Raw genomic sequence first — 21688 nt, 5'->3', positions numbered from 1 at the left:
GATCAAATTTCAACACACAGACTTATGCGGGCAGGGCCGCCCGCGGGAGGTTATTGTCATGGCATCCGTTTCCTTCGACCAGCTCGACGGCTATATCTGGATGAATGGTGAGTTCGTCAAATGGGCTGACGCCAGGATTCACGTACTCACGCATGGGCTTCACTACGCCAGCGCCGTGTTCGAGGGTGAGCGCGCCTATGGCGGCGAGATTTTCAAGCTGACGGAGCATACCGAACGCCTGCATGAGTCGGCCCGCCTTCTCGGCTTCAAGATTCCCTATTCGGTCACCGAAATCGATGACGCCTGCAATGAGCTGCTGAAGAAGCAGGGCTTTCAGGACGCCTATGTGCGCCCCATCGCGTGGCGCGGCAGCGAGCAGATGGGCGTTTCGGCGCAGAACAACCGCATCAATGTCGCGATCGCCATCTGGCAGTGGCCGAGCTATTTCGATCCCGAGCAGAAGCTGAAAGGCATCCGCCTCGACATCGCCGAATATCGCCGCCCCGATCCGCGTACTGCTCCGTCGAAGTCGAAGGCTGCCGGTCTTTATATGATCTGCACCATTTCCAAGCATGCGGCCGAGGCCAAGGGCTATGCCGACGCCATGATGCTCGACTGGCGTGGCCAGGTGGCCGAGGCGACGGGGGCCAACATCTTCTTCGTCAAGGATGGCAAGATCCATACGCCTACTCCGGACTGCTTCCTGGACGGCATCACGCGCCGTACGGTGATCGGTCTGGCCCGTGACCGTGGTTATGAGGTGATCGAGCGCGCCATCCAGCCTGAAGAACTGGAAGGGTTCGAGCAGTGCTTCCTTACCGGTACGGCTGCCGAAGTCACTCCGGTTTCGGAAATCGGCCCGCATCGCTTCGAGGTCGGCGAGATCGCCAGGACGCTGATGAACGACTACTCCGCCGCTGTTCAGCCCAAGAAAGCCATCGCGGCGGAATAAGTCCATAATTCCGCCAGACCCGGGGAAACGGCTTCATGCCGTTTCCCTTTGCCTTTGAGCGTTTGACATCCGTCAGAATCGGCGTCTCATGACGATACTCGGCTCGCGCGAGTCGGGATTGTATGAGAGGGACCATAGATGGAAACGCTTCTTCCTATCATTGTGCAGGTCATCACCGGTATCATCGGTGGTCAGGCCGTTGGTGCGGCACTCAAACAGGCCGCCATGGGTCAGCTTCCCAAAATCCTCAGCGGTGCGATTGGCGGCGTCGGCGGCGCGGCGATCCTTGGCAGCCTGCTGGGCGGCGGCGGCATTGACCCTTCGGCAGCAACAGCAGCGGCGCAAGGCCTCGGTGGAGCGCTCAACCTCAACAACATTCTCGGTGGCGCGGGCGGTGGCGCAATCCTCACCGGCATTGTCGGTGCGGTCATGAACGCCATGAAGAAATAGACCTCACACAGCCTTTCGGAAAAGGGCGGCTTTCGGCCGCCCTTTTTGTTGATCGCCGGGACGCCCGTGTTCGTCGCGCGACGCCCCGATTTCGCCAATTGCAGTGGACGCCGTGGCGTCGCGACCTTACATCGGGGCATGTTTCTCGACCATCTTTCTGCCGACAAGGAAAGGATCACCATGGGCCAGATCAATGCCGGCATTGTCCCCGTCACGCCGTTTCAGCAGAATTGCACCATCCTGTTCGATCAGGACGAAAAGATTGGGGTCGTCGTCGATCCAGGCGGCGATGTCGATCGTATTCTTGCCGCGCTGAAGGAAAGCGCCATCACCGCAACAGCCATCTGGATCACCCATGGCCATATCGACCACGCCGGGGGCGCGATGGAGTTGAAGGAGGTGCTGGGCGTCGAGATCATTGGACCGCATGAGGATGATCGGCCGCTGCTCGACAATCTGGAGAACCAGGCGCAGCGATTTGGTTTGACCGGCGCAGTGCGCAATTGCGTTCCGGACCGCTTCCTTAATGAAGGTGACAAGGTTTCGTTCGGTGGGCACGAATTCGAGGTTCTGCACTGCCCCGGCCACGCTCCGGGCCATGTCGTCTACTACAACCGCGTGGCCAGGTTCGCCCATGTCGGCGACGTGTTGTTTCGCGGTTCCGTAGGCCGCACAGACCTGCCGGGCGGCGACCATGATACGCTCATCCGTTCCATCAGGGAAAAGCTTCTGCCGCTTGGCGATGATGTCGGCTTCATCTGCGGACACGGGCCGGGCGGACGTATCGGGGAGGAAAGGCGCTCGAATCCATTCCTCGTCTGAATTGTCATGATGCCGGAGCAGCGGACCAAAAGTGCGCGCGGCTTTGGATTGTTCGATGCTCAATCAAAGCGTTCTTTGTGCGTCCGGGCAGCACGCCCGCTGCTCTATGCGTTGACAGAAAAGGGCCGCTCGAAAGCGGCCCTTTTCATTGGGCAGGGAACCCGTTTGCTGTTCGTCAATTGGCCTGACAGAAATGTCGCTGCCCGTCATAGCCGAGGAAAGTGCCTGTGCGCGCTTCGAAGCTGCGATAGCGATCCGAGCAATATCTGTACCATTCCGGACTCCAGGGCTCGTAGGTCGCGCGATAGTAGGTGCGGGCGGGCCGCGGTTCGCGAATGACGTATGTAGGCTCTGGCTCGTAATAGCGCGGTTGGGAAGCCAATGCGCTGCCGAGCAGAGCGCCGGCGGCAAGGCCAATGACGCCGGCCGCCACCGCATCGCCGTTGGAGCGCTTGTGATGATGATTGTAATTGTGGCCGTAATAGCCTTGGCGGCGCCAGTCGCGAGCTTCGGCCGCCGGCAGCGCGCTCGCCATGGTCGCAGCGACCGCCGTCGACAACACGCAAGCCTTGAAAAATCTGTTCATGACGGTCTCCCGTTCGAAGCCCCATCGCCGTTATCGGTCGGATGTCGCCCTGACAGATAAGAGACCGTGCCTGAACGGCGGCTGAACGAAACGTTAATCAATCCGTTAAGCGCAGCCGCCGCCCAGTTGTTCCCTGGCGCCTCAGCCGACGGTGAGGTTGACCGCCTTGGGGCCCTTGCCGCGCTTGTCCGGCTCGGTCTCGAACGTCACCTTCTGGCCGTCCTCCAGGCCGGGAAGGCCCGAAGCCTGTACGGCCGAGATGTGGACGAAAACGTCCTTGGCACCATCGTCCGGCGTGATGAAACCGAAGCCCTTGGCATGATTGAAGAATTTTACGGTGCCGGTCTGCGGCATGGGATGCTCCCTTATAGTCCCATAGTCTTGTTCCCGGGATTGCAAATTCCCGAAGACTGAATTTGTCGTTTATTTTGACTTCATCGGCAACAGAAACTTGGCGACGACGCTTATTCAAGCCGTTCGCCACCAAAGACCTGCGATGAAGCACAAAGGGCGCGGACATTGCTGTCGCGCCCCCTGCCGGAACTGCAATTTGCAGTCGAAATCAGGCGGCGCGCAGGTTGACCGCCTTGGGGCCCTTGCCCATGCGGTCGGGCTCGACGTCGAAGGAAACCTTCTGGCCGTCGACCAGGGTGCGCATACCCGAAGCTTCGATCGCGGAGATGTGGACGAACACGTCCTTAGCCCCGTCGTCTGGCGTAATGAAGCCAAAGCCCTTGGTGCTGTTGAAGAATTTTACGGTTCCGGTCTGGGACATTGGGAGAACTCCTTCACCCGATCGTCATTCTGGACCTCGGCTTGCCGGAGCAGTTTGAGGTCCGGTGGTTGCTCGGCGGTCATGCATTCGCGCACGGGTAACCCCCCGCCAGAACGGGGCTGTCAGAGATTCACGATATCGGGGATAGGGTCGTCCAAAACGTTCCATTCTCCGGGATGCAAATACCCGAACAATGAACTTATCGCATGCTTTTGTGACTATGACAAGATACCACGGTTTCATGGCCAGCGTGAGCGACGTCCCCGACGATTGAAATCAATGGCTTGCATGAGCGAAGGGAACTGAGAGCGTCGTCATGCGTTGTTCGCGCTGCCAAAGGCAAACAGGAGAGGACATCCATGAGATTCAGAAACGTCTTTCTGGCGGGCGCGGCCGTGCTGCTGAGTTCCGGCCTGCTCACAGCTTGCGTGGCTGTCGACGAAGGGCCCGGCCACCGGCCGCCGCCTCCACGGCCTCGTCCCCCGACACAGGCCTGCACGATGGAATATGCGCCCGTCTGCGGTGTGCGTGGGTCGGACAGCCGCACCTTCGGCAATAGCTGTCAGGCAAGAGCCAACGGTTACCGGATCAGCCATCAGGGCGCATGCCGTTCCGGCGGCGACCGTCCGGGCTGGGCTGGGTCCCCGGGGGGCGATCGACCGGGTTCGCGGCCGAATCGCCCCGACCGGCCGTCACGCGCCTGCACGCGTGAATACGCGCCCGTCTGCGCGTCCAGCCGCGGGCAGTTGCGCACGTTCCCCAACGCTTGCGAAGCAGGGGCTGCCGATTGGCGGATCGTTCGCAGCGGCAGTTGCCGCTGATCGAGATGGTGAAAGGTGGCGGGGCAGGGACGGCCCGCCACCCTTCTTTTCCCAGAGCGTTCTGGTTCTCATTGAACCGGCAGACCCGCTCCATCTCATTGCTTTAGAAGCATTTCCGGGTGCAAAATCGTTTCACGCTTTTGCTGGAATGCTCTAGAGTGCGGTTTCCTTCCGGACATTCAGGAAGGATTCGAAGCCGCCATAGATCATGCGTTTCCCATCGAAGGGCATGTTCTGCATGTCTCCCTGAAGCCGCGGATCGGCCATCACTTTGGCGAGGATCTCATCCCGCTCCTTGCGCGAATTGTAGACAACCCACGAAAAGATCACGATCTCGTCTTCCGTCGCCTGCACGGCGCGGGGGAACGATGTGAGCTCGCCATAAGGCACATCGTCGCCTGTGCATTCCGCATAGGCGAGCGCGCCATGCTCCATCCATACATCGCAAGCCTTGCGAGCCATTTCCTTGTATTCGTCCAGCCTGGCCTGCGGCACGGCAACCAGGAAACCATCGACATAGGACATTGCTTTCCTCCTTCGGCTTTTTGTGCGCTTACGCGTTAACCGGCGCGTTCATTGCCCAATCGACCCCAAAAGGGTCGCGCAGGCTGCCCCAGCGGTCGCCCCAGAACATCACGTCCAGCGGCGTGACCACTTCGCAGCCGGCATCGACGGCGCGTCGCCACCACGAATCGATGTTGTCCGCAGTCAGATGAAGCTGCATGGTGCAGCCCTGAACCGGCTGGTGCGGATGTCCATGCTCCGGATAGGCGTCGCACAGCATCAGGCTGGAACCGTTGACGTAGAGATGAACGTGCATGGTTCGGCCCTGCTCATCCGGCGGCACGGCGTAGACCTGCTCGGCGTTGAAAGCCCTCTGATAGAATTCCGCGGCCTTCAGCGCGCCATCCAACTGGAGATAAGGAGTAAGGCCCCCGAGCGCCTTCGGCATTGGCGGGGTCTGGGTTTTCGCATCTGCATCGCTCATGTGTTTCTCCCGGGTTTGACGTTGCAAGCCCCCCACAGGACGAATGACGAAGGCGATATGTCAGCGGCGGAAGTTCCGCCGCTGCAAGCTTATTTTCCCGGTTTTCCGGTCTTGCCCGGACGACGTCGGCGCTGGGCCGCATCCGCCGGATCCTCATAGGAGCCGATGCCGGCGCGTTCGCGCCTGATCGGTTTCACATCGTCCGGCCTGGCTGGCTTCCTTCCTTCGACCGGCTTCTCGGTGCGGCCCACGGTCATCTCGTCCAGCGTGTTCTTGCGGAAAAGGGAAGGTTTGCTCTCGCTCACGCTGTCGCCGTTGTGCGGGGGCGACGAACGGTCGGCGGCGGGCTGCCGGCCTCTGCCCGGGCTTCGCCCTGTCTCATCCGGAACGCCAAAGTCCGAGCCATGCGCTTCCTGCGCCGACTGCTTCTTGAACAGTGAGCGGGGCACCGCGCCCGCTGGCATCGGCATATCGGTTCCGGGACCCATGTCGTCGAGCGTGGGCTTGGCGAACAGCGAGTTGCCGGCCGCGCCGTCTTCCACCGCGCGATGACGCGCGCGGCCCTTGTTGTGCTTGCCCTTCTCGCGGCCAGAAACCGGGCTTTCGGCTTCCGCATATTTGGCCAGCGGATCGTCGGAAACAGCCAGCTCCAGTTCGGTGAGCCGCTTGATTTCGTCGCGCAGGCGGGCCGCTTCCTCGAAATTGAGATCGGCGGCGGCGTCGCGCATCTTCTTTTGCAGGAACTCCAGATGGGCCTTGAGATTGTTGCCCATCAACTGGCCGGCGTCGTCGGTAAACTGCGAGATGTCGGCGCGCACGTGATCCTTTTCGTAGACGGAGTCCAGAATATCGGCGATGCGCGACTTGACCGATTCCGGCGTGATGCCGTTGGCTTCGTTGTATTCGAGCTGCTTTTCGCGGCGGCGGTTGGTTTCGGCCATCGCGCGATCCATCGAGCCGGTGATCTGGTCCGCGTAGAGGATGACCTTGCCGTCGACGTTGCGCGCGGCGCGGCCGATGGTCTGGATGAGCGAGGTTTCGGAGCGAAGGAAGCCTTCCTTGTCGGCGTCGAGAATGGCGACGAAACCGCATTCGGGAATGTCCAGACCCTCGCGCAGAAGGTTGATGCCGACCAGTACGTCAAACGCGCCCAGGCGAAGATCGCGCAGGATTTCGATGCGCTCCAGCGTGTCGATGTCGGAGTGCATGTAGCGCACGCGGATGCCCTGTTCATGCAGATATTCGGTGAGGTCCTCGGCCATTCGCTTGGTCAACACCGTCACCAGCGTGCGATAGCCCTTCTTGGTGGTCTCGCGGATTTCGCCGAGAACGTCATCGACCTGATTCTTGGCGGGGCGCACTTCGACCGGCGGGTCGATCAGCCCGGTCGGGCGGATGACCTGTTCGGCGAAAACGCCGCCGGACTGCTCCATCTCCCAGTTGCCGGGCGTGGCCGAAACGGCGACGGAAAGCGGGCGCATGGCGTCCCATTCCTCGAAGCGCAGCGGCCGGTTGTCCATGCAGGAGGGCAGGCGGAAGCCGTATTCGGCCAGCGTCGCCTTGCGACGGAAGTCGCCGCGATACATGCCGCCGATCTGCGGGATGGTGACGTGGCTTTCGTCGATGAAGATCAGCGCGTTGTCGGGCACATACTCGAACAACGTCGGTGGCGGATCGCCCGGCGCGCGGCCGGTCAGGTAGCGTGAATAGTTCTCGATGCCGGCGCAGGAGCCCGTCGCCTCCAGCATCTCCAGATCGAAGCGCGTGCGCTGCTCCAGCCGCTGCGCCTCCAGCAGACGCCCAGCCCTTTCAAGCTCTTGCAGGCGATGCCGCAATTCTTCCTTGATCGACTTGATAGCCTGATTCAAGGTCGGGCGGGGCGTCACATAGTGCGAGTTAGCGTAAATCTTGACGCTCTTGAGGTCGCCGGTCTTGCTGCCGGTCAGCGGGTCGAACTCGGTGATCGCCTCTATCTCGTCGCCAAACAGCGAGATGCGCCAAGCGCGATCTTCCAAGTGGGCAGGGAAGATTTCAATGGTGTCGCCGCGCACGCGAAACGAGCCGCGCACGAAATTCGCGTCCTGCCGCTTGTATTGCTGGGCGACGAGATCTGCCAGCAACTGGCGCTGGTCCAGCCGGTCGCCGATCGTCATCTGGAAGGTCATCGCCGTATAGGTCTCGACCGAACCGATACCGTAGATGCAGGAGACCGAGGCGACGATGATGACGTCGTCGCGCTCCAGCAGCGAGCGCGTGGCCGAGTGGCGCATGCGGTCGATCTGCTCGTTGATGGAGGATTCCTTCTCGATATAGGTGTCGGTGCGCGGGACGTAGGCTTCCGGCTGATAGTAGTCGTAGTAGGAAACGAAATACTCGACCGCGTTGTTCGGAAAAAACTTTCTGAACTCGGAATAAAGCTGTGCGGCCAGAGTCTTGTTGGGTGCGAGGATCAGGGCGGGGCGCTGCGTCTCCTCAATCACCTTGGCCATTGTGAAGGTTTTGCCCGAGCCGGTGACACCGAGCAGCACCTGCGTGCGGTCCTCGTTGGCGACGCCCTCGACAAGGTCCTTGATCGCGGTCGGCTGGTCGCCGCGCGGCTCGAACTCCGATTCCATCCGGATCGGGATGCCGCCCTCGGATTTTTCCGGGCGGGCGGGCCGGTGCGGCGTCCAGATCTGGCCGTTCTTGTGTAGCGGATTGCCGCTCTCGATCAGGTCGGCCAGCGCCTGCACCGTGGCGGTGACGGCGGAGTTCGGCAGCGATGCGGCGTCTTCCAGAGAGATGTCGAGGCCGGCCACCGGGTTGAGGCCCGCAGCCGCGCGATCCCTAGCCGAGGCCGCGCCGCCCATGGAAGTGCCGCGCGCGGTGCGCGTGGGCGAGGCGGAGCGAGCGGGAATTTTCTTGCCGGGTTTGGCGCTGTCCTTGCCGTCCGTCGCGCCAGCGCGTTGCTCATTCCCGGCTTCCCGCGAAATCTGCTCGGCCCAATCCGTTATGGAACCGGCCGTTATGGAACCGGCAAGCGGCGTGCCGGAAAGCTCAGGCTGCGGCGCTTCGGCAAAGCCGCCGCTGTGCAGCGGCTCGCTGGCGTCCATGAAATCAGTCAGGGGGCTGCGCCGCTTCGGTTGCGCCTGCTTGTCGGGAGATCTGGCCATGGCCCGAATATGGGTGGACTCAGCGCAAATGGAAAGGGGTAGCCGGGCTCACGAACATCCGTTGACGGCTCTGCTGACAGCAGGTTGTCAGGAACCTGTCAGCCGAAACGCAGCTTCATGATCACGATGGCGCCGACAAACAGCAGCGTCAGGATATTGGCGACGATCACAGGCCATGAGCCGATGAGGACGCCATACACGGCCCACAGCGCCACACCGGCGGCTATCGACCCGGTGGCGATCAGGGAGATATCGTCAGCCCTGCGTTCCCGCGCCAGTTTTACGACCTGAGGAACCCAGCCGAGCGTCGTTATGAGCGCGGCGAGCGCGCCGATGGTTTCTATCCAGTAAAACACGATAAGGGCTCCAACCCGCACTATCCGGCCTATGCCAGATTTGTGGTGAGCGGGGAAGCGGGCGTGCCGGCTGGACCAATGAAACAAAATGTGGCCGCCGGATTTTTTGACTGGGTCGTGATCGTCGCGACGCCCGAATGTGGCGTTTGCGCGCCGTCACCTTTCGCGCTTGCGGCTGGTTCAAGCGATTCCGTTTGCGGGAAAACTCAGCCCCAAGGCCGAGCGTACTGCGACAGCTTCGATCCGGGAAAGGGGCAATGTGTCAGAAATAAGTCGCTGATAATATTTGGAAAAGTTACCCTTCGTGATTTGAAATCGAAGGCCTGTTTCATAGGTTCCGGGATGTCGCGAGGCGGTTCGCTTGCCGAACGTCTCAACCAAACCGCCAAAAACGGGAGTATTCGACATGAAGAAGACCCTTGCCACCGCCGGTGCGCTCCTTGCCTTTCTCAGCACTGCATATGCGGCAACCGTGCAAGGAACGATCCAGGCGGTCGATCCGGAAACGAAATCCATCACACTGGACGATGGCAAGATTTATCAGTTGCCAGCCGAAGCTGCGGTCGATCAGCTTGCGGTGGGCGTCAGGGTGGTGGTGACGGTGGATGATACGACCGGGATGGTGACATCCATTGAGGCCGCTTCCTAAGCGGAGATCGTCAATCCTTGAGTTTCCGGCCGGTCCCGTTGGGACCGGCTTTTTAATATCCGATGCAATCGCTGCTTGCCGAATCCGCCGGCCCCGCGCTTCAATAGCCGGACATAGCTTCGGGAGGATGCGCGTGAAGGTCGGAGTGATCCTCAATCCGGTTGCCGGTGGAGGTCGGCTCAGGAACCAGTGGCCGCAACTGCAGGCGGAGCTTCGCAATCACTTCGCGGAGATGGAGGTTCGTGAGACGCAAGCCGCCGGCGATGCAGAACGGCTGGCTCTGGATCTTGTGGTTTCAGGCTGTGGACTGGTGATCGCGGTCGGTGGCGACGGTACGGCAAGCGAAGTGGCCGATGGTATCCTGCTTGCCCGTCGGGAAGGCATCGGCGATATCGAACTCGCCCTTCTGCCCTGCGGGACGGGATCGGACTTCGCGCGCGGCCTTGGCGTCCCTCGTGACGCCGCCGGATCGGTCAGGCATATCGCTCAGGCCGGGCGCCGGAGGATCGATGTCGGGCGAATCTCCTTCGTCGATGACCATGGCGCTCTGGCCAGCCGACATTTTATCAACATCGCCAGCCTGGGTCTTTCGGGCGTCACTGTGCGCGCGGTGAACGCGGACAAGCGCAAGGGGAGGGTGTCGGCCAGGGCCTTGTTCTACTGGCGCACGATCGGCTCCTTCCTTCGCTACAATTTCCAGACTGTTCGCATCACGCTGGATGATGGCGCTCCGGTCGAAACGCGGATGGCGTTGGTGGCGGTGGCCAATGGTCGCTTTTTCGGCGCCGGAATGATGGTGGCGCCCGATGCGGAAATGGATGACGGCTGGTTCGACGTCATCATTGTGCGGGCCGCTGGCAAGCCCGGCCTGATCCGTGACCTCACCCTGCTTTATGGGGGACGTCATCGCAATCATCCGGCGGTGACGATAGTGCGTGCCAAGAAAGTGCTGGTCGAGCCTGTTGGCAGCGCTATCGTCAATGGGGCGTTGCTCGACATCGACGGGGAGTCGCCCGGCCGCATCCCGGCGACATTCGAAATTCTGCCGGGTGCGCTGATCCTGAGGTGCTGATTCAACGGGCTGGGATATTGATTCCGGAACGTCGCGCAATCGCTTGATTTTATTGGTCCGACTACGATCGGCGTCGTTGACGCCCCAGTGTCGCCCGGCTACGTCGAATGTAAAGAAGAACCCGGAGATCTGTGATGGTGCAATATGTGAACGGTTCGCCAAATGGAGAACTCACATTACGCACGCTGGCCATGCCGGGCGACGCCAATGCGGCGGGCGATATTTTCGGTGGCTGGGTGATGGCGCAGATGGACCTTGCCTGCGGCATTCGCGCCGCCGAGCGCGCGCGGGGCCGCGTGGTGACGGCGGCGGTCAAGGAAATGTCCTTCGCCAAGCCGGTGAAGATCGGCGACACGCTGTGCATTTATACCCATATCGAGCGCGTCGGTCGCAGTTCGATGACGTTGAAGGTCGAGGCGTGGGCGCAACGCTACCTCTCCGAACTGATGGAAATGGTCACCCACGCCGATTTCGTGATGGTGGCGCTGGACGGCGAAGGCAAGCCCACCCGCGTGCCGGCCGAGTAGACTTAAGCCCATATCTATGATTGCGCAGCGGCATCGAAACGGTCGCGTGCGTTGTTGATGCGGTCGATATTTGCACGCGCCCAATCGCCCAGCGCCATGACCGGCGTCAATAATTCGCGACCGAGGCCGGTCAATTCATAGTCAACTCTCGGAGGGATGGTGGGAAATACGGTGCGGGTGACGAACCCGTCCCGTTCCAGATTGCGCAGCGTCGTTGTCAGCATCTTCTGCGAGATGCCGCCGACCGCGTGCCGCAGTTCATTGAAGCGCATCGGTCCGTCGCCAAGCATCGACACGACCAGCACGGTCCATTTGTCACCTACGCGTTGCAGAACCGCACTGACAGCCCGGCAGTCCTCGCTGCGGTGTGGGTGTCTCGGTTTCAAAAAAGTGCCTCCTTGCGTGTTTGCATCTTGGTTTCATAAATAGCGTCAGTTTCCTTTTTATACCACTGTCAACGGAGAATACGCATGCCCTCTTCCAAAGTCAGGATCGCCGTCGTCGTCGGTTCGGTCCGCGAAAAGCGCTTTGCCGAAAAGCCCGCTCGCTGGATAGCCGATCTCGTCAATCAGCGCGATGACGCCGAGGCCCGGATCGTTGACCTGAAGGATTATCCGATGGCGATGTTCGCCGAGGACGCCTCGCCGCTATGGGCGGCCTCGAAGGATGAGCACGCCCGCCGCTGGCAGGCGAAACTCGACGAATTCGACGGCTACATCTTCACGGCAGCCGAATACAATCATGCGCCGACCGGCGTTCTGAAGAACGCATTGGATTATGCCGGCTCGCAGGTGGTCCGCAAGCCGGCGGGCTTTGTCGGCTATGGCGGCGTCGGCGGCGCGCGTGCAGTCGAGCATCTGCGCCTGATCGCGGTGGAGATGCAGATGGCGCCTGTTCGTTCGGCGGTTCACATCCTGCGCAACGATTTCGTGGCTATCATGCAGGGACAGGATATCGCCGAACTGACGCACCTGAAGGAAGGCGCCGATAGCTTGCTGAACGATATCGTCTGGTGGGCGAGGGCGTTGCGCACCGCGCGCGTCGCCGAAGAACAGGCAAAAGCGGCCTGACGGCTGTCGAACGATAAAAGGGCCTTCGGCGATGCGACGGCCCTTTTTGCGTTGTCAGTTCGTGCCTGGCGTCTTCGTCGCCAGCACCTTGTCGATGCGACGGCCGTCGAGATCGACGACCTCGAAGCGCCAGCCCTGCGCATCCACCGTCTCGCCGGTAGTTGGCAGGTGGTGCATGTGCGAAAGCACATAGCCGGCAACCGTCTCGTAGTCGCGGTTTTCGGGCAGGTCGATGCCCATCATGTCGGCCATCTCGTCAGCCTGCATATAGCCGGCCAGAAGCCAGGAACCGTCCTCGCGCTGGACTGCGGTGTCTTCGGTGTCGTCCTCGTCGAGGTCGGAACGAAATACGCCGGTGATGGCTTCCAGAATGTCGGCCGGCGTGACCACGCCTTCGAAATGGCCATATTCGTCATGGACGAGCGCCATCGGCATGTCGGCCTCCTTGAGCTTGGCCAGAACGTCGAGCGCATCTGCCTGGTCGTGCACGATCGGGGCGTCGCGCACATGCTTGCGAGCGTCCAGGGGCTTGCCGGCCAGCAGCGTCGCGAGGATGTCGCGGGTCTGGACGACGCCGATCATGTTGTCGACATTGCCGTCGGCGGCAGGCAGGCGCGAATGCTGGCTGTCCATCAGAAGTTTGCGGATCGACGCTTCATCCGACCGCACGTTCAGCCAGTCCACGTCGGTGCGCGGCGTCATCACGGCGCGTACGGCCCGGTCGCCAAGCCGCATGACGCCGGCGATCATGCGCCGTTCGTCGGATTCGATGGTGCCCTGATGCTCGGCCTCGGCAACAATCATCTTGATCTCTTCGTCGGTGACTTTCTCCTCGCTTTCACCGCGCTGGCCGAGCAGCCACAGAACGGAACGGCCTGAAAGGTCGAGCAGCCACACCACCGGCGCCGAAATGGTCGCCAGAACGGCCATGGGGCCTGCAACCTTCGAGGCGATGCGTTCGGGGTCGCGAAGCGCGATCTGCTTGGGCACCAGTTCACCGATGATGAGCGAGCCATAGGTGATGACGGCGACCACGATGGCGACGCCCAGCGGCTGGGCCACGCCCGCCGACACACCGAGATCGATGAGCATTCTGGAGAGGCGGTCGCCCAGTGTAGCGCCGGAAAACGCACCGGAGAGAACCCCCACCAGCGTGATGCCGATCTGTACGGTGGACAGGAATTTACCCGGATTGGCCCCCAGTTCCAGCGCGCGCGCCGCGCCGCGCACATTGCGGTCGACCATGGTCTTGAGTCGCGCGGGGCGGGAAGAGACGATCGCCAGTTCCGACATGGCCAGCAGGCCGTTCACGCAGATGAGGACGACCACGATGGCGATTTCAATGTATAACATGCACGCTCATTAGCATTCCCGACGCCTCTTGGAAAAGATGGCAAATCGGGAGCGCCGCCTTTCGCCCCGCCGCACAAGGGGTTTGGCATGAAACCGGCCGGTGGCTAGAGCAGCGGGCGTTCTGACGAACGCAGTTTCCGCTGCTCCAGCTTCTTTTCCAGGCCGCATATGTGCAACGTCAGACGATTCCGTCTGACTGCAAAATGCTCTAGCGACAGGCGCGGTACCCGCTTTTGCGGTTCTTGATGTCGAAATGGAAATGGTCGCGGTGATCGTAATTGTAGCCGGGACCGAGCACCGTCGTGAAATAAGAGCAGCCGTCGGCGCGTACCGTATTCAGCAATCCGCGTTCGCGAAAGGCGAACAGGCCGGGCTTGCGCACGTCGACGACCTTGCCGTTATTCAGTTCGATCGCCATCACATCCAGAGCATTGCCCTTGCCGTGCTCGGAAAGCACGCCTTCGCCACGAATTTTGCGGCAGGAATAGCTCGAACCCTGCCGGATGGACCTGACCCCGCTGAAATACCGCCAGCGCGCGGCGGCGGACAGCTCATTGCGAGTCCAACTGGCGAAGCTTGCGGCCATCGCGCAGGTAAGGGTCGCCGCCGGCTTCATCTCGACATTGCCGATGGCGGTCACCTTGACCGGATGGGCAATGCCGCACTGGCCGCCGTCATTGATCGGGGCAAGGTCCGTGTAGCTCACGCGCAGCTTCTTCAATTCCTTGCGGCAATCCACTTCCTCCTGCGGAAGCTGGCCGGGAGAGGAAAGCGGCCGGTCGAAGCGCGGATATGCGGCGGTCATGTAGGGGTTGGACGGCACCAGAGCCTGCATTCCCACGCCTGGCTGTACGGTGGAGGTCGTGCCGACGTCGACGGCGGGCTGGAGGTCGAACACGCTGCCAGTGTTGCAGGCCGAAACACCTGCGGCGGCCGTCAGGGCCGCCAAGGTTGCGAGGGACCGCATGAGGCGCCGTGAAAGGGAGGCGCCGGGCGTTGCGCTTCGGGAATTCCCGGCCATCGTGACAAACTCTGTTCCTGTGGAACGCAGAGCTTACCTGCCAAGGGTAAAGGAAAGATCAGCAGGGGCGTTCATCCCTGTGGCGGGATTTGGGCATTGTCACTGGCAGAAGGTCGAGCCGTTGCGGCGCGGCGCGAGATCCAGATGCAGATGCGTTTCATGGTCCGGGTCGCTGCCGGGGCCGAGAACGGTCTTGAAGGGGCCGCAGGCGGCCTCGCGCACATGGTCAAGAAACTTGCCCTGTTTTTCATCCGGTTGGGGGGCAACGTCGATCCTGCTCCCGTCCGTGAAAGTGAAGGAAGCGATATCCAGCGCGTTTCCGAAAGCGTGCTCGGAAAGTTTTCCGCCGTTGTGGCGCGGGCGGCAGACATAGGCCGAAGCATGAATGACGCCCGACAGTTTCGTGCCCATGATATTTGTGGCCGCAGGTTGGACGACATCGGCGGTGAAACGGGCGATTGCTTCTGCGGTGGTGCAGTTCAGCTCTGCTTCAGGGGTCAGTTCGATGCCTTTCGCCAGATCGGAGACACTGAGCGGGTAGGGCATGGAACAACCCACCTCGGTGTTTTGCTTCGCCGGTCGTTCTTCGAACGCAATGCCCATGGCGCGCAATCTTACCCGACAGGCTTCTTCCTCGGCCGGCATCTTTTCGGCAGCAACTGTTTTGGAACGCGGATCAGGCTGTGGGGATGGAGGTTTGGTTTCAGCCCCACCGGATTGCTCCGAAGCGCCTTCGGGCGTTTTGACCCCCGGTGGAGGCGCTGTCTGAGGCGCAGAAGCAGGTTCCCGGGGGGCCTCCGGCCTGGGTTGCGGCAGTGGCGTATCCTGCAAGTTCGGCCGATCGGAAAGCATCTCGGGGACGGGCGCCGACTGCGGCAACCGTGGGAACTGCTGCTTGGCGACAGTGGGGTGCGCCAGCAGGCATGTAACAAAAATCAGGGACAGGGAGCGGAAACGCGAAAAAGCCATCGCAACCAAACGGCTGGGCTATCTGGCGGTTGCGTGGAGGCACAATCACCTTCGGTAACAGCCTGTCGCGGTCGGGCGGACCGATTGCAGCGTTCCTCATGAAGCGATTCCGTAAAACCGTACAGGTCGTTGATCCGGAATCACATTTGGAGTGCGCATCAGGCGTGGCTGTCGTACAGCCGGCGGTTCCAGTCCTCCACCTGTCGGCTTGCGATACGGCGCGTTGCAAGATCACGCCAGGATTGCGCGAGTTCCGGCATTTTGCTGAGCTCGGAGAGCGATTCCATATCCATGGTGCGCGTGTAGAGAAGTTCGATGATGCGTGTGAGCGACCAGTCCGGCTGAGGGCGCTCGCACAGGGCCAGCATATTTCCGGCTTCCGCGACGCCTTCCTCGAGGACCCTGTAGTACCAGCCGGTGCGTCCGCTTTTCTGCACCCTGACCGCCATGTCCGGCTGCTCGAAACGCGCATTGAGACGCCAGCAGGGTTGGCGTCCCTGGCTCACCTGAACCAGCGAACTGCCGAAGCGGTAAACATCGCCGATACAGACATTCGCCTCCGACAATCCGAACGTCGTCAGGTTCTCGCCGAAAGCCGGCGCGCTTGCCTCAACGCCTTCCCGCCGCCATACGGCATAGTGGTCGGCAGGATAATGATGCACCGCCTTTTCCGGCCCTCCATGATGGCGGGTGTCGCCCTGATTGTCGCCTTCCAGTCCGGTATAGGTGATCCTTTGGCGGCCACGGACAGGTTTCTTGTCGATGCCGCTCGCTACTTTCCGGGGGCCGAGCGGGGCCAGGGAGCCAATGAACAGCGCCTCGACCATTGCGGGCGCCGGCTCGCAGACAGCCGGAGAAGAGTTATTCGGCAACGCTTTCCAATCCTTGTTCAAGCCAGTCGGCCAATTGCGGCAAACCGAGGAGATAGCCTGCGGTCCGCCGCAGTGGGCGCTGTTTCGCCGCGGCCAGCGCCTCGTCCCATTCATCCGGCTCGAAGTCGCCACGGCCGATCCAGGCGAGCGCGATCAGTTCCGCCGCCTCGTCGACATTGAGATCGCTGATCAACGCGCGCAGTTCACGCTCGGTCAGGTCTTCTGCTTCTTCCTCCGCGAGACCATGGTGATGCTGGAAGTCGCTCCTGTCGCCGTCGAACTCTATTTCATGTTCGCTGCCGGCGTCGAAATCGTCGCGCATGCCGGCATTCAGAGCCTTCGCCTTGAGAATCAGCATCCGAACCGTATCCGGTCCGATGGAAAGCTCCCACTCTCGCTCCTGGCGATTCTGCATCGGAAATCTCCGCGCGTTGGATGCCCGGGCGGCGTCGCCGGACCGATGCGATGATAGCCTATCTCTCATTTTCCTCATACGCCTGAGCTTTGGTCAGCTCGGGCCGGATTGACAGAGCCAGCAGCACGATTGAAATGGCGCAATATCTCCATTCGATCGGATTTTCCACTTGGCGTCGCTCCTGTCTCCCAAGGTCCTGCCCATCCTGATGCTGCTTGCCTCGAACGTCTTCATGACTTTCGCATGGTATGGGCATCTGAAGTTCAGGGGCGTGGCGATCTATGCCGTCGTGCTGGTGAGCTGGGGTATCGCCTTTTTCGAGTACTGGCTGGCGGTGCCGGCCAACCGCATGGGCGCCCAAGTCTACTCGGCCGCCGAATTGAAAACCATTCAGGAGGTCATCACGCTAGGCGTATTCGCGGTGTTTTCGGTGTTCTATCTCAAAGAGGCTCTGACATGGAGCCACCTTGCGGGATTTGCGCTGATTGCCTGCGGAGCCGCACTGATTTTCAAAGCCTGAGCTTTTTGCCGAAAAAGCGTCCGTTGTTTTTAGGACGTGAAAAACTTACTGCACTTGCTATATTATGACGAGAATCCGAGACGTGACGGTTCCGCCAGTTTCCTGACGGACCGTTTTCTTTTTGTCGAAAGGCCGCCCGGAGGGGCGGACGACAGGAAAGGAGTGGCTATGAACAAGGTGCCGATGACGGCAGGTGGCTTCGAGACGCTGAAGGAGGAGCTGCGCTGGCGCCAGCAGGAGGAAAGGCCGCGCATAATCGAGGCGATCTCCGAAGCGCGCTCGCACGGCGATCTTTCGGAAAATGCCGAATATCACGCGGCCAAGGAAGCGCAGAGCCTCAACGAGGGCCGTGTCAGCGAGCTGGAAGACCTGATCGCCCGCGCCGAAGTCATCGATATCAGCAAGCTGAGCGGAGCGAAGGTGAAATTCGGGGCCACGGTGGTTCTGGTGGATGAGGACACCGAGGAGGAAAAGACCTATCAGATCGTTGGCGATCAGGAAGCCGATGTGAAGGCTGGTCGCATTTCCATCTCGTCTCCCATCGCGCGCGCATTGATCGGTAAGGAAGTAGGTGACGCCATCGAGGTCAATGCACCGGGCGGAGCCCGCGGCTATGAAATCGTCGAGCTGCGCTGGGCCTGATCCGGCAGCCGGATAAGGAACTCCCAGCCAATGGCCGTAACGCTGGTCGATCTGTCCCGGGTCCACGTCGTGGTGCCCAATTTCAAAAAACGTCTGTCCGGCGTCACGAGCACCATCATCCAGCTCGTGCCGCTGCAGGCGCAAAAGATTGGCGTTGCGACGCTCGGGCCAGGCCTTCCCGACCATTTGCCAAAGCTGCGATGGTGGCAGACGCCAGGCTTGCTCCGGCGACCTCAAGGCGCATCGGTGCGCGTCTGGCATGCGCGTCGCAACCCGGAGATGCTGGCGGGGGTGGTACTTCGGGATGTCTTCCGGGCGCCGCTGAAGCTCGTTTTCACTTCGGCCTCGCAACGCCATCATAAGCGCTGGACGAAATTTCTCATTCGCCGCATGGATGCGGTGATCGCGACCAGCCGCAAGACGGCCGCCTATCTGGATGTGCCGAACACGGTCGTCATGCACGGCATCGACACCGATCGTTTCCATCCGCCGGCGGATCGCGCCGAAGCAGCGCGTGCACTCGGCCTCGATCCTGAACAGCTCTATGTCGGCTGCTTTGGTCGGGTTCGCCATCAGAAGGGCACGGACCTTTTCGTTTACGCCATGATTGAGCTTTTGCCGCGCTATCCGCGATGGTCCGCCATCGTGGCCGGCCGCGCGACGGCCGAGCACAAAGGCTTCGAGGCGGAGTTGCGCGCGCGGGTCGAAAAAGCCGGCCTGGCCGACCGCATCCTGTTCGTGGGCGAGCATAAGGACATTGAACGCTGGTATCGGCCCCTGTCGCTGTTCATCGCCCCGCAGCGCTGGGAAGGCTTTGGCCTCACGCCCCTGGAAGCGATGGCCAGCGGCGTTCCTGTCGTTGCTGCCGATGTCGGCGCCTTTTCTGAACTGATCGAGGATGGGGTGACAGGAACGCTCATCCCGCGTGACGATATGAGCGCGATGGTTACGGCGGCGGAGCGCTGGATGGGAGATGAGGTCGGGCGAGGGCAGGCGGCGCAGAACAGCCGCGCCCACGCCGCGGCACGATTCAGCATCGAGGGGGAGGTGCGGCGACTGGAAGAGATCTGCGTAGCCGCTATACACGGGCGATGATCCGTGCGAGACGCCGGATTGACGCGTTGTTAGCCGCGCCCGGATGTGCGGAATTTAGAATTTGAACCGATGAACACACAAGCCGAGAACCGTCCCACCGTCTCCGCCGTCGTCACCAGCTGCCGGCGTTTCGACCTGCTTGAAAAGACGCTGAAGAGCTTCCTCGAACATAATGACTATCCGCTCGACGAGCTGATCGTGATCGAGGACTCTGATGATCGCGGCATCTATGGCATCGAGCCCCTGTTGGAGGGGACAAGACACCGCATCATCTTCAACGGCAAAAATATCGGCCAGATCGCTTCGATCGACAAAGCCTATGCGGACATCACATCGGACTACATCTTTCATATCGAAGATGACTGGTTGTTCACCCGGAAGGGCTTTATCGCCCGCGCCGTCGCTATACTTGAGCAAGAGCGGCAGGCCATCCTGGTGACGGTGCGCGACGATGCCGACATGCCGCGCTATGTCCGCAGCCTCAGGACGCGCCGGGTCGGAGCGGCGAGCTACAAGCTGGCTTTTCCGGAGCTGCATTTCCTGTGGCATACCTTTACCTTCAATCCGGGTTTGCGGCGGACGGAGGATTACCGGGCCATTTCCGGCGGCTATGTCGCGCTTGGGGATGAGGCCTCCCTCAGCCGTCACTATAAGGCTGAGAACCGGGACATGGCATGGCTGATCGGTGGCGGGGTAAAACACGCTGGTGACATACGATCCGTTTACGGAAATGGAGCGGGGTATCGCAAGTCGGTCTCTTCTGGTGTCTTGTTGCGACTCCTCAGGCGAGAAAATCTGTGCAAATGGCATGAATCCTTGAAGCGGAGATTCTGGCACAGGCTGCGGTTGATGGGGGTCGACACCGAGCCCCTGCAACGCAGGAAACGGTGATGATGGAAGCGTCGGTCCGCACCTATGTGATCAATCTGGACGGTGGCGCCGAGCGCCTCGAATCCGTCAGTCGGATGCTTGCTTCATTCGGCATGGATTTCGAGCGTGTTCCCGCATTCGATGGCCGCAAGCTCGATCTGAGCGCGGTTGAAGATTATGATGCGGGCCGGGCGGAAAGCTATATGGGTCGTAGTCTGGTCGGTGCGGAAGTCGGCTGCTATCGCAGCCATCTCGCAGCGGCGGCGCGGTTTCTGCAGTCAGATGCCCGGTATGGATTGGTCTTTGAAGACGACGTACTGTTGCGCTGCAATCCAATTACGCTTCTGGAGGAGGCGATTCCAGCATTGGAAAATGTGGACAGGGATTGGCTTCTGCTCAACATTGGCGCCAACAAGTCTAAGATCACCACCTCGATCGCGGACCATGACATCGACGGCTATCAATGCAGTCTTGTTGCCGCGCATTATTTTCCGATGATGGCTTGCGCGATCGTCTGGTCCCGGGAGGGGGCCAGGCAATTCGTCGAAAATCATGGGAAAATATTTGCTCCTGTAGACAATTACTTTCGCTATTGGCTGACCCGCGCCGGGCATGGATATGCCCTCTGGCCAGCGCCGGTCACCACCACCGATGCTGAAAGCCAGATTGCCGCATCAGATGGCCGCAAGCGCAGCAAGTATGGCCGCAAATGGTATTACGGCTTCTCCAAGCAGAAGAGACTTCTTGAAGACAAGCTGATTGCGCTGGGCCGCCGCTGTCGCTTCAAGGCAAAAGCTTGGTAATCTTTCAATCCACAGCGCGTCTTGGCGTCGATGAGCTTATGAATGAAAGTCTATTATATAAATTTGGACAGGTCGCCCGAGCGCCGCGCATGGTTTACGCGGCAGACTGACGCTCTCGGGCTCGATCTTGTGCGGGTTTCCGCCGTCGATGGCAGGGAGCTGCCGGCGGCGGAACTGGACCATTGGAGAAAGCTGTCCGAAGGCCACAAGGCTCTCTCCGCCGGTGAAATCGGCTGCTTTCTCAGCCACAGAAAAGCATGGGGGGCGGTACTCGCCGGTAACGAGAAATGGGCCTTCGTCGCCGAGGATGATATTCATTTTTCGAGAAATGCTGCGGCTTTTCTGTCCGATGATAGCTGGATTCCCGCACAAGCAGGGTTGGTAAAAGCGGAGACAGATTTAAGGCGACACGAGTTTTCTCCGGCTTCATGGCCGGCACCCTGCGGCCATGAACTGAGGCGCTTGAAGGCAAGTCATCTGGGTACGGGAGGCTATTTTCTCACCCCTGCGACGGCTGCTCATCTGTTGGCTTTCACGGAGCGCCGGTGTGAGGCCATTGACGGCCTGTTGTTTGCAACGGGATATATGCGGCAACACAAATTGGAGGTGCTGCAGATACTTCCGGCTATCTGCATCCAGGATGTGTATCTGGATGAGCATATGGATACGGCGATCCTGGAGAGCATTGTCGACAAGGAACGCGTTGAGGGACGTGTGGCAACCAAGAAGCGTACCATGACGCCGTTCACTAAGCTGACGAGAGAGGTGAGGCGCGTGTTGATGCAGGTGAGCAATATTTTCAGAAGGGCTTATCTGAGGCTCGCGCGAAAGTCCGTGTTCAAGCTTATCGATTTTGACGGACGTTGATAGGCTGAAGCTACGCCGTGCTTGCGTTTCTAAAGACTCAA

27 protein-coding genes are annotated in these 21688 nt (G+C 60.7%); 14 read left to right on the top strand and 13 right to left on the bottom strand.

Features of this window, described 5'->3' with window-relative positions:
- Nucleotides 1-58 precede the first annotated feature (58 nt).
- The 3 genes from ABID44_RS06535 (at nucleotide 59) to ABID44_RS06525 (ending at nucleotide 2224) form a co-directional block, all read left to right on the top strand.
- Nucleotides 59-952: a branched-chain amino acid aminotransferase gene (locus tag ABID44_RS06535; protein ID WP_354150883.1), complete on the top strand. Its 894-nt coding sequence runs from the start codon at nucleotides 59-61 to the stop codon at nucleotides 950-952.
- A gap of 138 nt (nucleotides 953-1090) precedes the next feature.
- Entirely contained in the window at nucleotides 1091-1402 is a 312-nt protein-coding gene (locus ABID44_RS06530; RefSeq protein WP_354150882.1) for a hypothetical protein, read from the top strand.
- Nucleotides 1403-1582: 180 nt separating this feature from the next.
- Nucleotides 1583-2224 (top strand): MBL fold metallo-hydrolase, encoded by a 642-nt coding sequence (locus tag ABID44_RS06525; RefSeq protein ID WP_354150881.1) that lies wholly within the window; start codon nucleotides 1583-1585, stop codon nucleotides 2222-2224.
- Between the two features lie 175 nt (nucleotides 2225-2399).
- On the opposite strand, the gene ABID44_RS06520 is transcribed toward ABID44_RS06525, so the two are convergent.
- The 3 genes from ABID44_RS06520 to ABID44_RS06510 all read right to left on the bottom strand — a co-directional run bounded on the left by ABID44_RS06520 (nucleotide 2400) and on the right by ABID44_RS06510 (nucleotide 3585).
- Complete coding sequence (locus ABID44_RS06520) at nucleotides 2400-2810, bottom strand: BA14K family protein (RefSeq protein ID WP_354150880.1); 411 nt, start codon at nucleotides 2808-2810, stop codon at nucleotides 2400-2402.
- A gap of 141 nt (nucleotides 2811-2951) precedes the next feature.
- Nucleotides 2952-3164: a cold-shock protein gene (locus ABID44_RS06515; RefSeq protein ID WP_056105658.1), complete on the bottom strand. Its 213-nt coding sequence runs from the start codon at nucleotides 3162-3164 to the stop codon at nucleotides 2952-2954.
- A gap of 208 nt (nucleotides 3165-3372) precedes the next feature.
- Complete coding sequence (locus ABID44_RS06510) at nucleotides 3373-3585, bottom strand: cold-shock protein (protein WP_354150879.1); 213 nt, start codon at nucleotides 3583-3585, stop codon at nucleotides 3373-3375.
- Nucleotides 3586-3944: 359 nt separating this feature from the next.
- Here ABID44_RS06510 and ABID44_RS06505 point away from each other — a divergent pair, with 359 nt between their 5' ends.
- The gene (locus ABID44_RS06505; RefSeq protein WP_354150878.1) at nucleotides 3945-4406 is read left to right on the top strand and encodes a Kazal-type serine protease inhibitor family protein; all 462 of its coding nucleotides are present in this window, start codon (nucleotides 3945-3947) and stop codon (nucleotides 4404-4406) included.
- Between the two features lie 153 nt (nucleotides 4407-4559).
- Here the strand turns inward: ABID44_RS06505 and ABID44_RS06500 are convergent, their stop codons facing one another.
- The 4 genes from ABID44_RS06500 to ABID44_RS06485 all read right to left on the bottom strand — a co-directional run bounded on the left by ABID44_RS06500 (nucleotide 4560) and on the right by ABID44_RS06485 (nucleotide 8902).
- The gene (locus tag ABID44_RS06500; protein ID WP_354150877.1) at nucleotides 4560-4931 is read right to left on the bottom strand and encodes a DUF1428 domain-containing protein; all 372 of its coding nucleotides are present in this window, start codon (nucleotides 4929-4931) and stop codon (nucleotides 4560-4562) included.
- Nucleotides 4932-4959: 28 nt separating this feature from the next.
- The gene (locus tag ABID44_RS06495; RefSeq protein WP_354150876.1) at nucleotides 4960-5394 is read right to left on the bottom strand and encodes a VOC family protein; all 435 of its coding nucleotides are present in this window, start codon (nucleotides 5392-5394) and stop codon (nucleotides 4960-4962) included.
- Nucleotides 5395-5483: 89 nt separating this feature from the next.
- Complete coding sequence (gene uvrB / locus ABID44_RS06490; RefSeq protein ID WP_354150875.1) at nucleotides 5484-8546, bottom strand: excinuclease ABC subunit UvrB; 3063 nt, start codon at nucleotides 8544-8546, stop codon at nucleotides 5484-5486.
- Nucleotides 8547-8644: 98 nt separating this feature from the next.
- Entirely contained in the window at nucleotides 8645-8902 is a 258-nt protein-coding gene (locus tag ABID44_RS06485; protein WP_354150874.1) for a SemiSWEET family sugar transporter, read from the bottom strand.
- Between the two features lie 406 nt (nucleotides 8903-9308).
- Between ABID44_RS06485 and ABID44_RS06480 the strand changes: the two genes are divergently transcribed.
- The 3 genes from ABID44_RS06480 to ABID44_RS06470 all read left to right on the top strand — a co-directional run bounded on the left by ABID44_RS06480 (nucleotide 9309) and on the right by ABID44_RS06470 (nucleotide 11150).
- Nucleotides 9309-9551: a DUF1344 domain-containing protein gene (locus ABID44_RS06480; protein ID WP_354150873.1), complete on the top strand. Its 243-nt coding sequence runs from the start codon at nucleotides 9309-9311 to the stop codon at nucleotides 9549-9551.
- Between the two features lie 133 nt (nucleotides 9552-9684).
- Nucleotides 9685-10623 (top strand): diacylglycerol/lipid kinase family protein, encoded by a 939-nt coding sequence (locus ABID44_RS06475; RefSeq protein ID WP_354150872.1) that lies wholly within the window; start codon nucleotides 9685-9687, stop codon nucleotides 10621-10623.
- 134 nt (nucleotides 10624-10757) lie between these two features.
- The gene (locus ABID44_RS06470; protein ID WP_354150871.1) at nucleotides 10758-11150 is read left to right on the top strand and encodes an acyl-CoA thioesterase; all 393 of its coding nucleotides are present in this window, start codon (nucleotides 10758-10760) and stop codon (nucleotides 11148-11150) included.
- A gap of 14 nt (nucleotides 11151-11164) precedes the next feature.
- On the opposite strand, the gene ABID44_RS06465 is transcribed toward ABID44_RS06470, so the two are convergent.
- Nucleotides 11165-11536: a winged helix-turn-helix transcriptional regulator gene (locus ABID44_RS06465; protein ID WP_354150870.1), complete on the bottom strand. Its 372-nt coding sequence runs from the start codon at nucleotides 11534-11536 to the stop codon at nucleotides 11165-11167.
- 84 nt (nucleotides 11537-11620) lie between these two features.
- Between ABID44_RS06465 and ABID44_RS06460 the strand changes: the two genes are divergently transcribed.
- A complete protein-coding gene (locus ABID44_RS06460) occupies nucleotides 11621-12220 on the top strand; it encodes an NADPH-dependent FMN reductase (protein ID WP_354150869.1) in 600 nt (199 codons plus the stop codon).
- Nucleotides 12221-12274: 54 nt separating this feature from the next.
- Here the strand turns inward: ABID44_RS06460 and ABID44_RS06455 are convergent, their stop codons facing one another.
- From ABID44_RS06455 to ABID44_RS06435, 5 genes are all read right to left on the bottom strand, one after another.
- Complete coding sequence (locus ABID44_RS06455) at nucleotides 12275-13573, bottom strand: hemolysin family protein (protein WP_354150868.1); 1299 nt, start codon at nucleotides 13571-13573, stop codon at nucleotides 12275-12277.
- Nucleotides 13574-13781: 208 nt separating this feature from the next.
- Nucleotides 13782-14594, bottom strand: a complete 813-nt coding sequence (locus tag ABID44_RS06450; protein WP_378226870.1) for an extensin-like domain-containing protein — start codon at nucleotides 14592-14594, stop codon at nucleotides 13782-13784.
- 99 nt (nucleotides 14595-14693) lie between these two features.
- On the bottom strand, nucleotides 14694-15239 hold the full coding sequence (locus ABID44_RS06445) for an extensin-like domain-containing protein (RefSeq protein ID WP_354150866.1): 546 nt from the start codon (nucleotides 15237-15239) through the stop codon (nucleotides 14694-14696).
- Between the two features lie 482 nt (nucleotides 15240-15721).
- Nucleotides 15722-16390, bottom strand: a complete 669-nt coding sequence (locus tag ABID44_RS06440; RefSeq protein ID WP_354150865.1) for an MOSC domain-containing protein — start codon at nucleotides 16388-16390, stop codon at nucleotides 15722-15724.
- A 34-nt stretch (nucleotides 16391-16424) separates the two neighbouring features.
- Nucleotides 16425-16850 carry a DUF3775 domain-containing protein gene (locus ABID44_RS06435; RefSeq protein ID WP_354150864.1) on the bottom strand — a complete coding sequence of 142 codons (426 nt, stop codon included), beginning with the start codon at nucleotides 16848-16850 and terminating at the stop codon, nucleotides 16425-16427.
- Nucleotides 16851-17019: 169 nt separating this feature from the next.
- On the opposite strand from ABID44_RS06435, the gene ABID44_RS06430 reads away from it, so the two are divergent.
- The 6 genes from ABID44_RS06430 to ABID44_RS06405 all read left to right on the top strand — a co-directional run bounded on the left by ABID44_RS06430 (nucleotide 17020) and on the right by ABID44_RS06405 (nucleotide 21647).
- A complete protein-coding gene (locus ABID44_RS06430) occupies nucleotides 17020-17370 on the top strand; it encodes a DMT family protein (RefSeq protein WP_354150863.1) in 351 nt (116 codons plus the stop codon).
- Nucleotides 17371-17538: 168 nt separating this feature from the next.
- The gene (gene greA / locus ABID44_RS06425) at nucleotides 17539-18012 is read left to right on the top strand and encodes a transcription elongation factor GreA (protein WP_354150862.1); all 474 of its coding nucleotides are present in this window, start codon (nucleotides 17539-17541) and stop codon (nucleotides 18010-18012) included.
- Between the two features lie 42 nt (nucleotides 18013-18054).
- Nucleotides 18055-19107, top strand: a complete 1053-nt coding sequence (locus ABID44_RS06420; RefSeq protein WP_354150989.1) for a glycosyltransferase family 4 protein — start codon at nucleotides 18055-18057, stop codon at nucleotides 19105-19107.
- Between the two features lie 69 nt (nucleotides 19108-19176).
- On the top strand, nucleotides 19177-19998 hold the full coding sequence (locus ABID44_RS06415) for a glycosyltransferase family 2 protein (protein ID WP_354150861.1): 822 nt from the start codon (nucleotides 19177-19179) through the stop codon (nucleotides 19996-19998).
- Nucleotides 19998-20780 (top strand): glycosyltransferase family 25 protein, encoded by a 783-nt coding sequence (locus ABID44_RS06410; protein ID WP_354150860.1) that lies wholly within the window; start codon nucleotides 19998-20000, stop codon nucleotides 20778-20780. Before ABID44_RS06415 ends, ABID44_RS06410 begins: the two co-directional genes overlap by 1 nt.
- Before the next feature lie 42 nt (nucleotides 20781-20822).
- Nucleotides 20823-21647, top strand: coding sequence for a glycosyltransferase family 25 protein (locus tag ABID44_RS06405; protein ID WP_354150859.1), 825 nt, complete (start codon nucleotides 20823-20825; stop codon nucleotides 21645-21647).
- Nucleotides 21648-21688: the final 41 nt, after the last annotated feature.

It is taken from the genome of Aquamicrobium ahrensii, assembly GCF_040545755.1.
Taxonomy (GTDB): domain Bacteria; phylum Pseudomonadota; class Alphaproteobacteria; order Rhizobiales; family Rhizobiaceae; genus Mesorhizobium; species Mesorhizobium ahrensii.
This window is presented reverse-complemented; position numbering and strand designations above follow the sequence as displayed.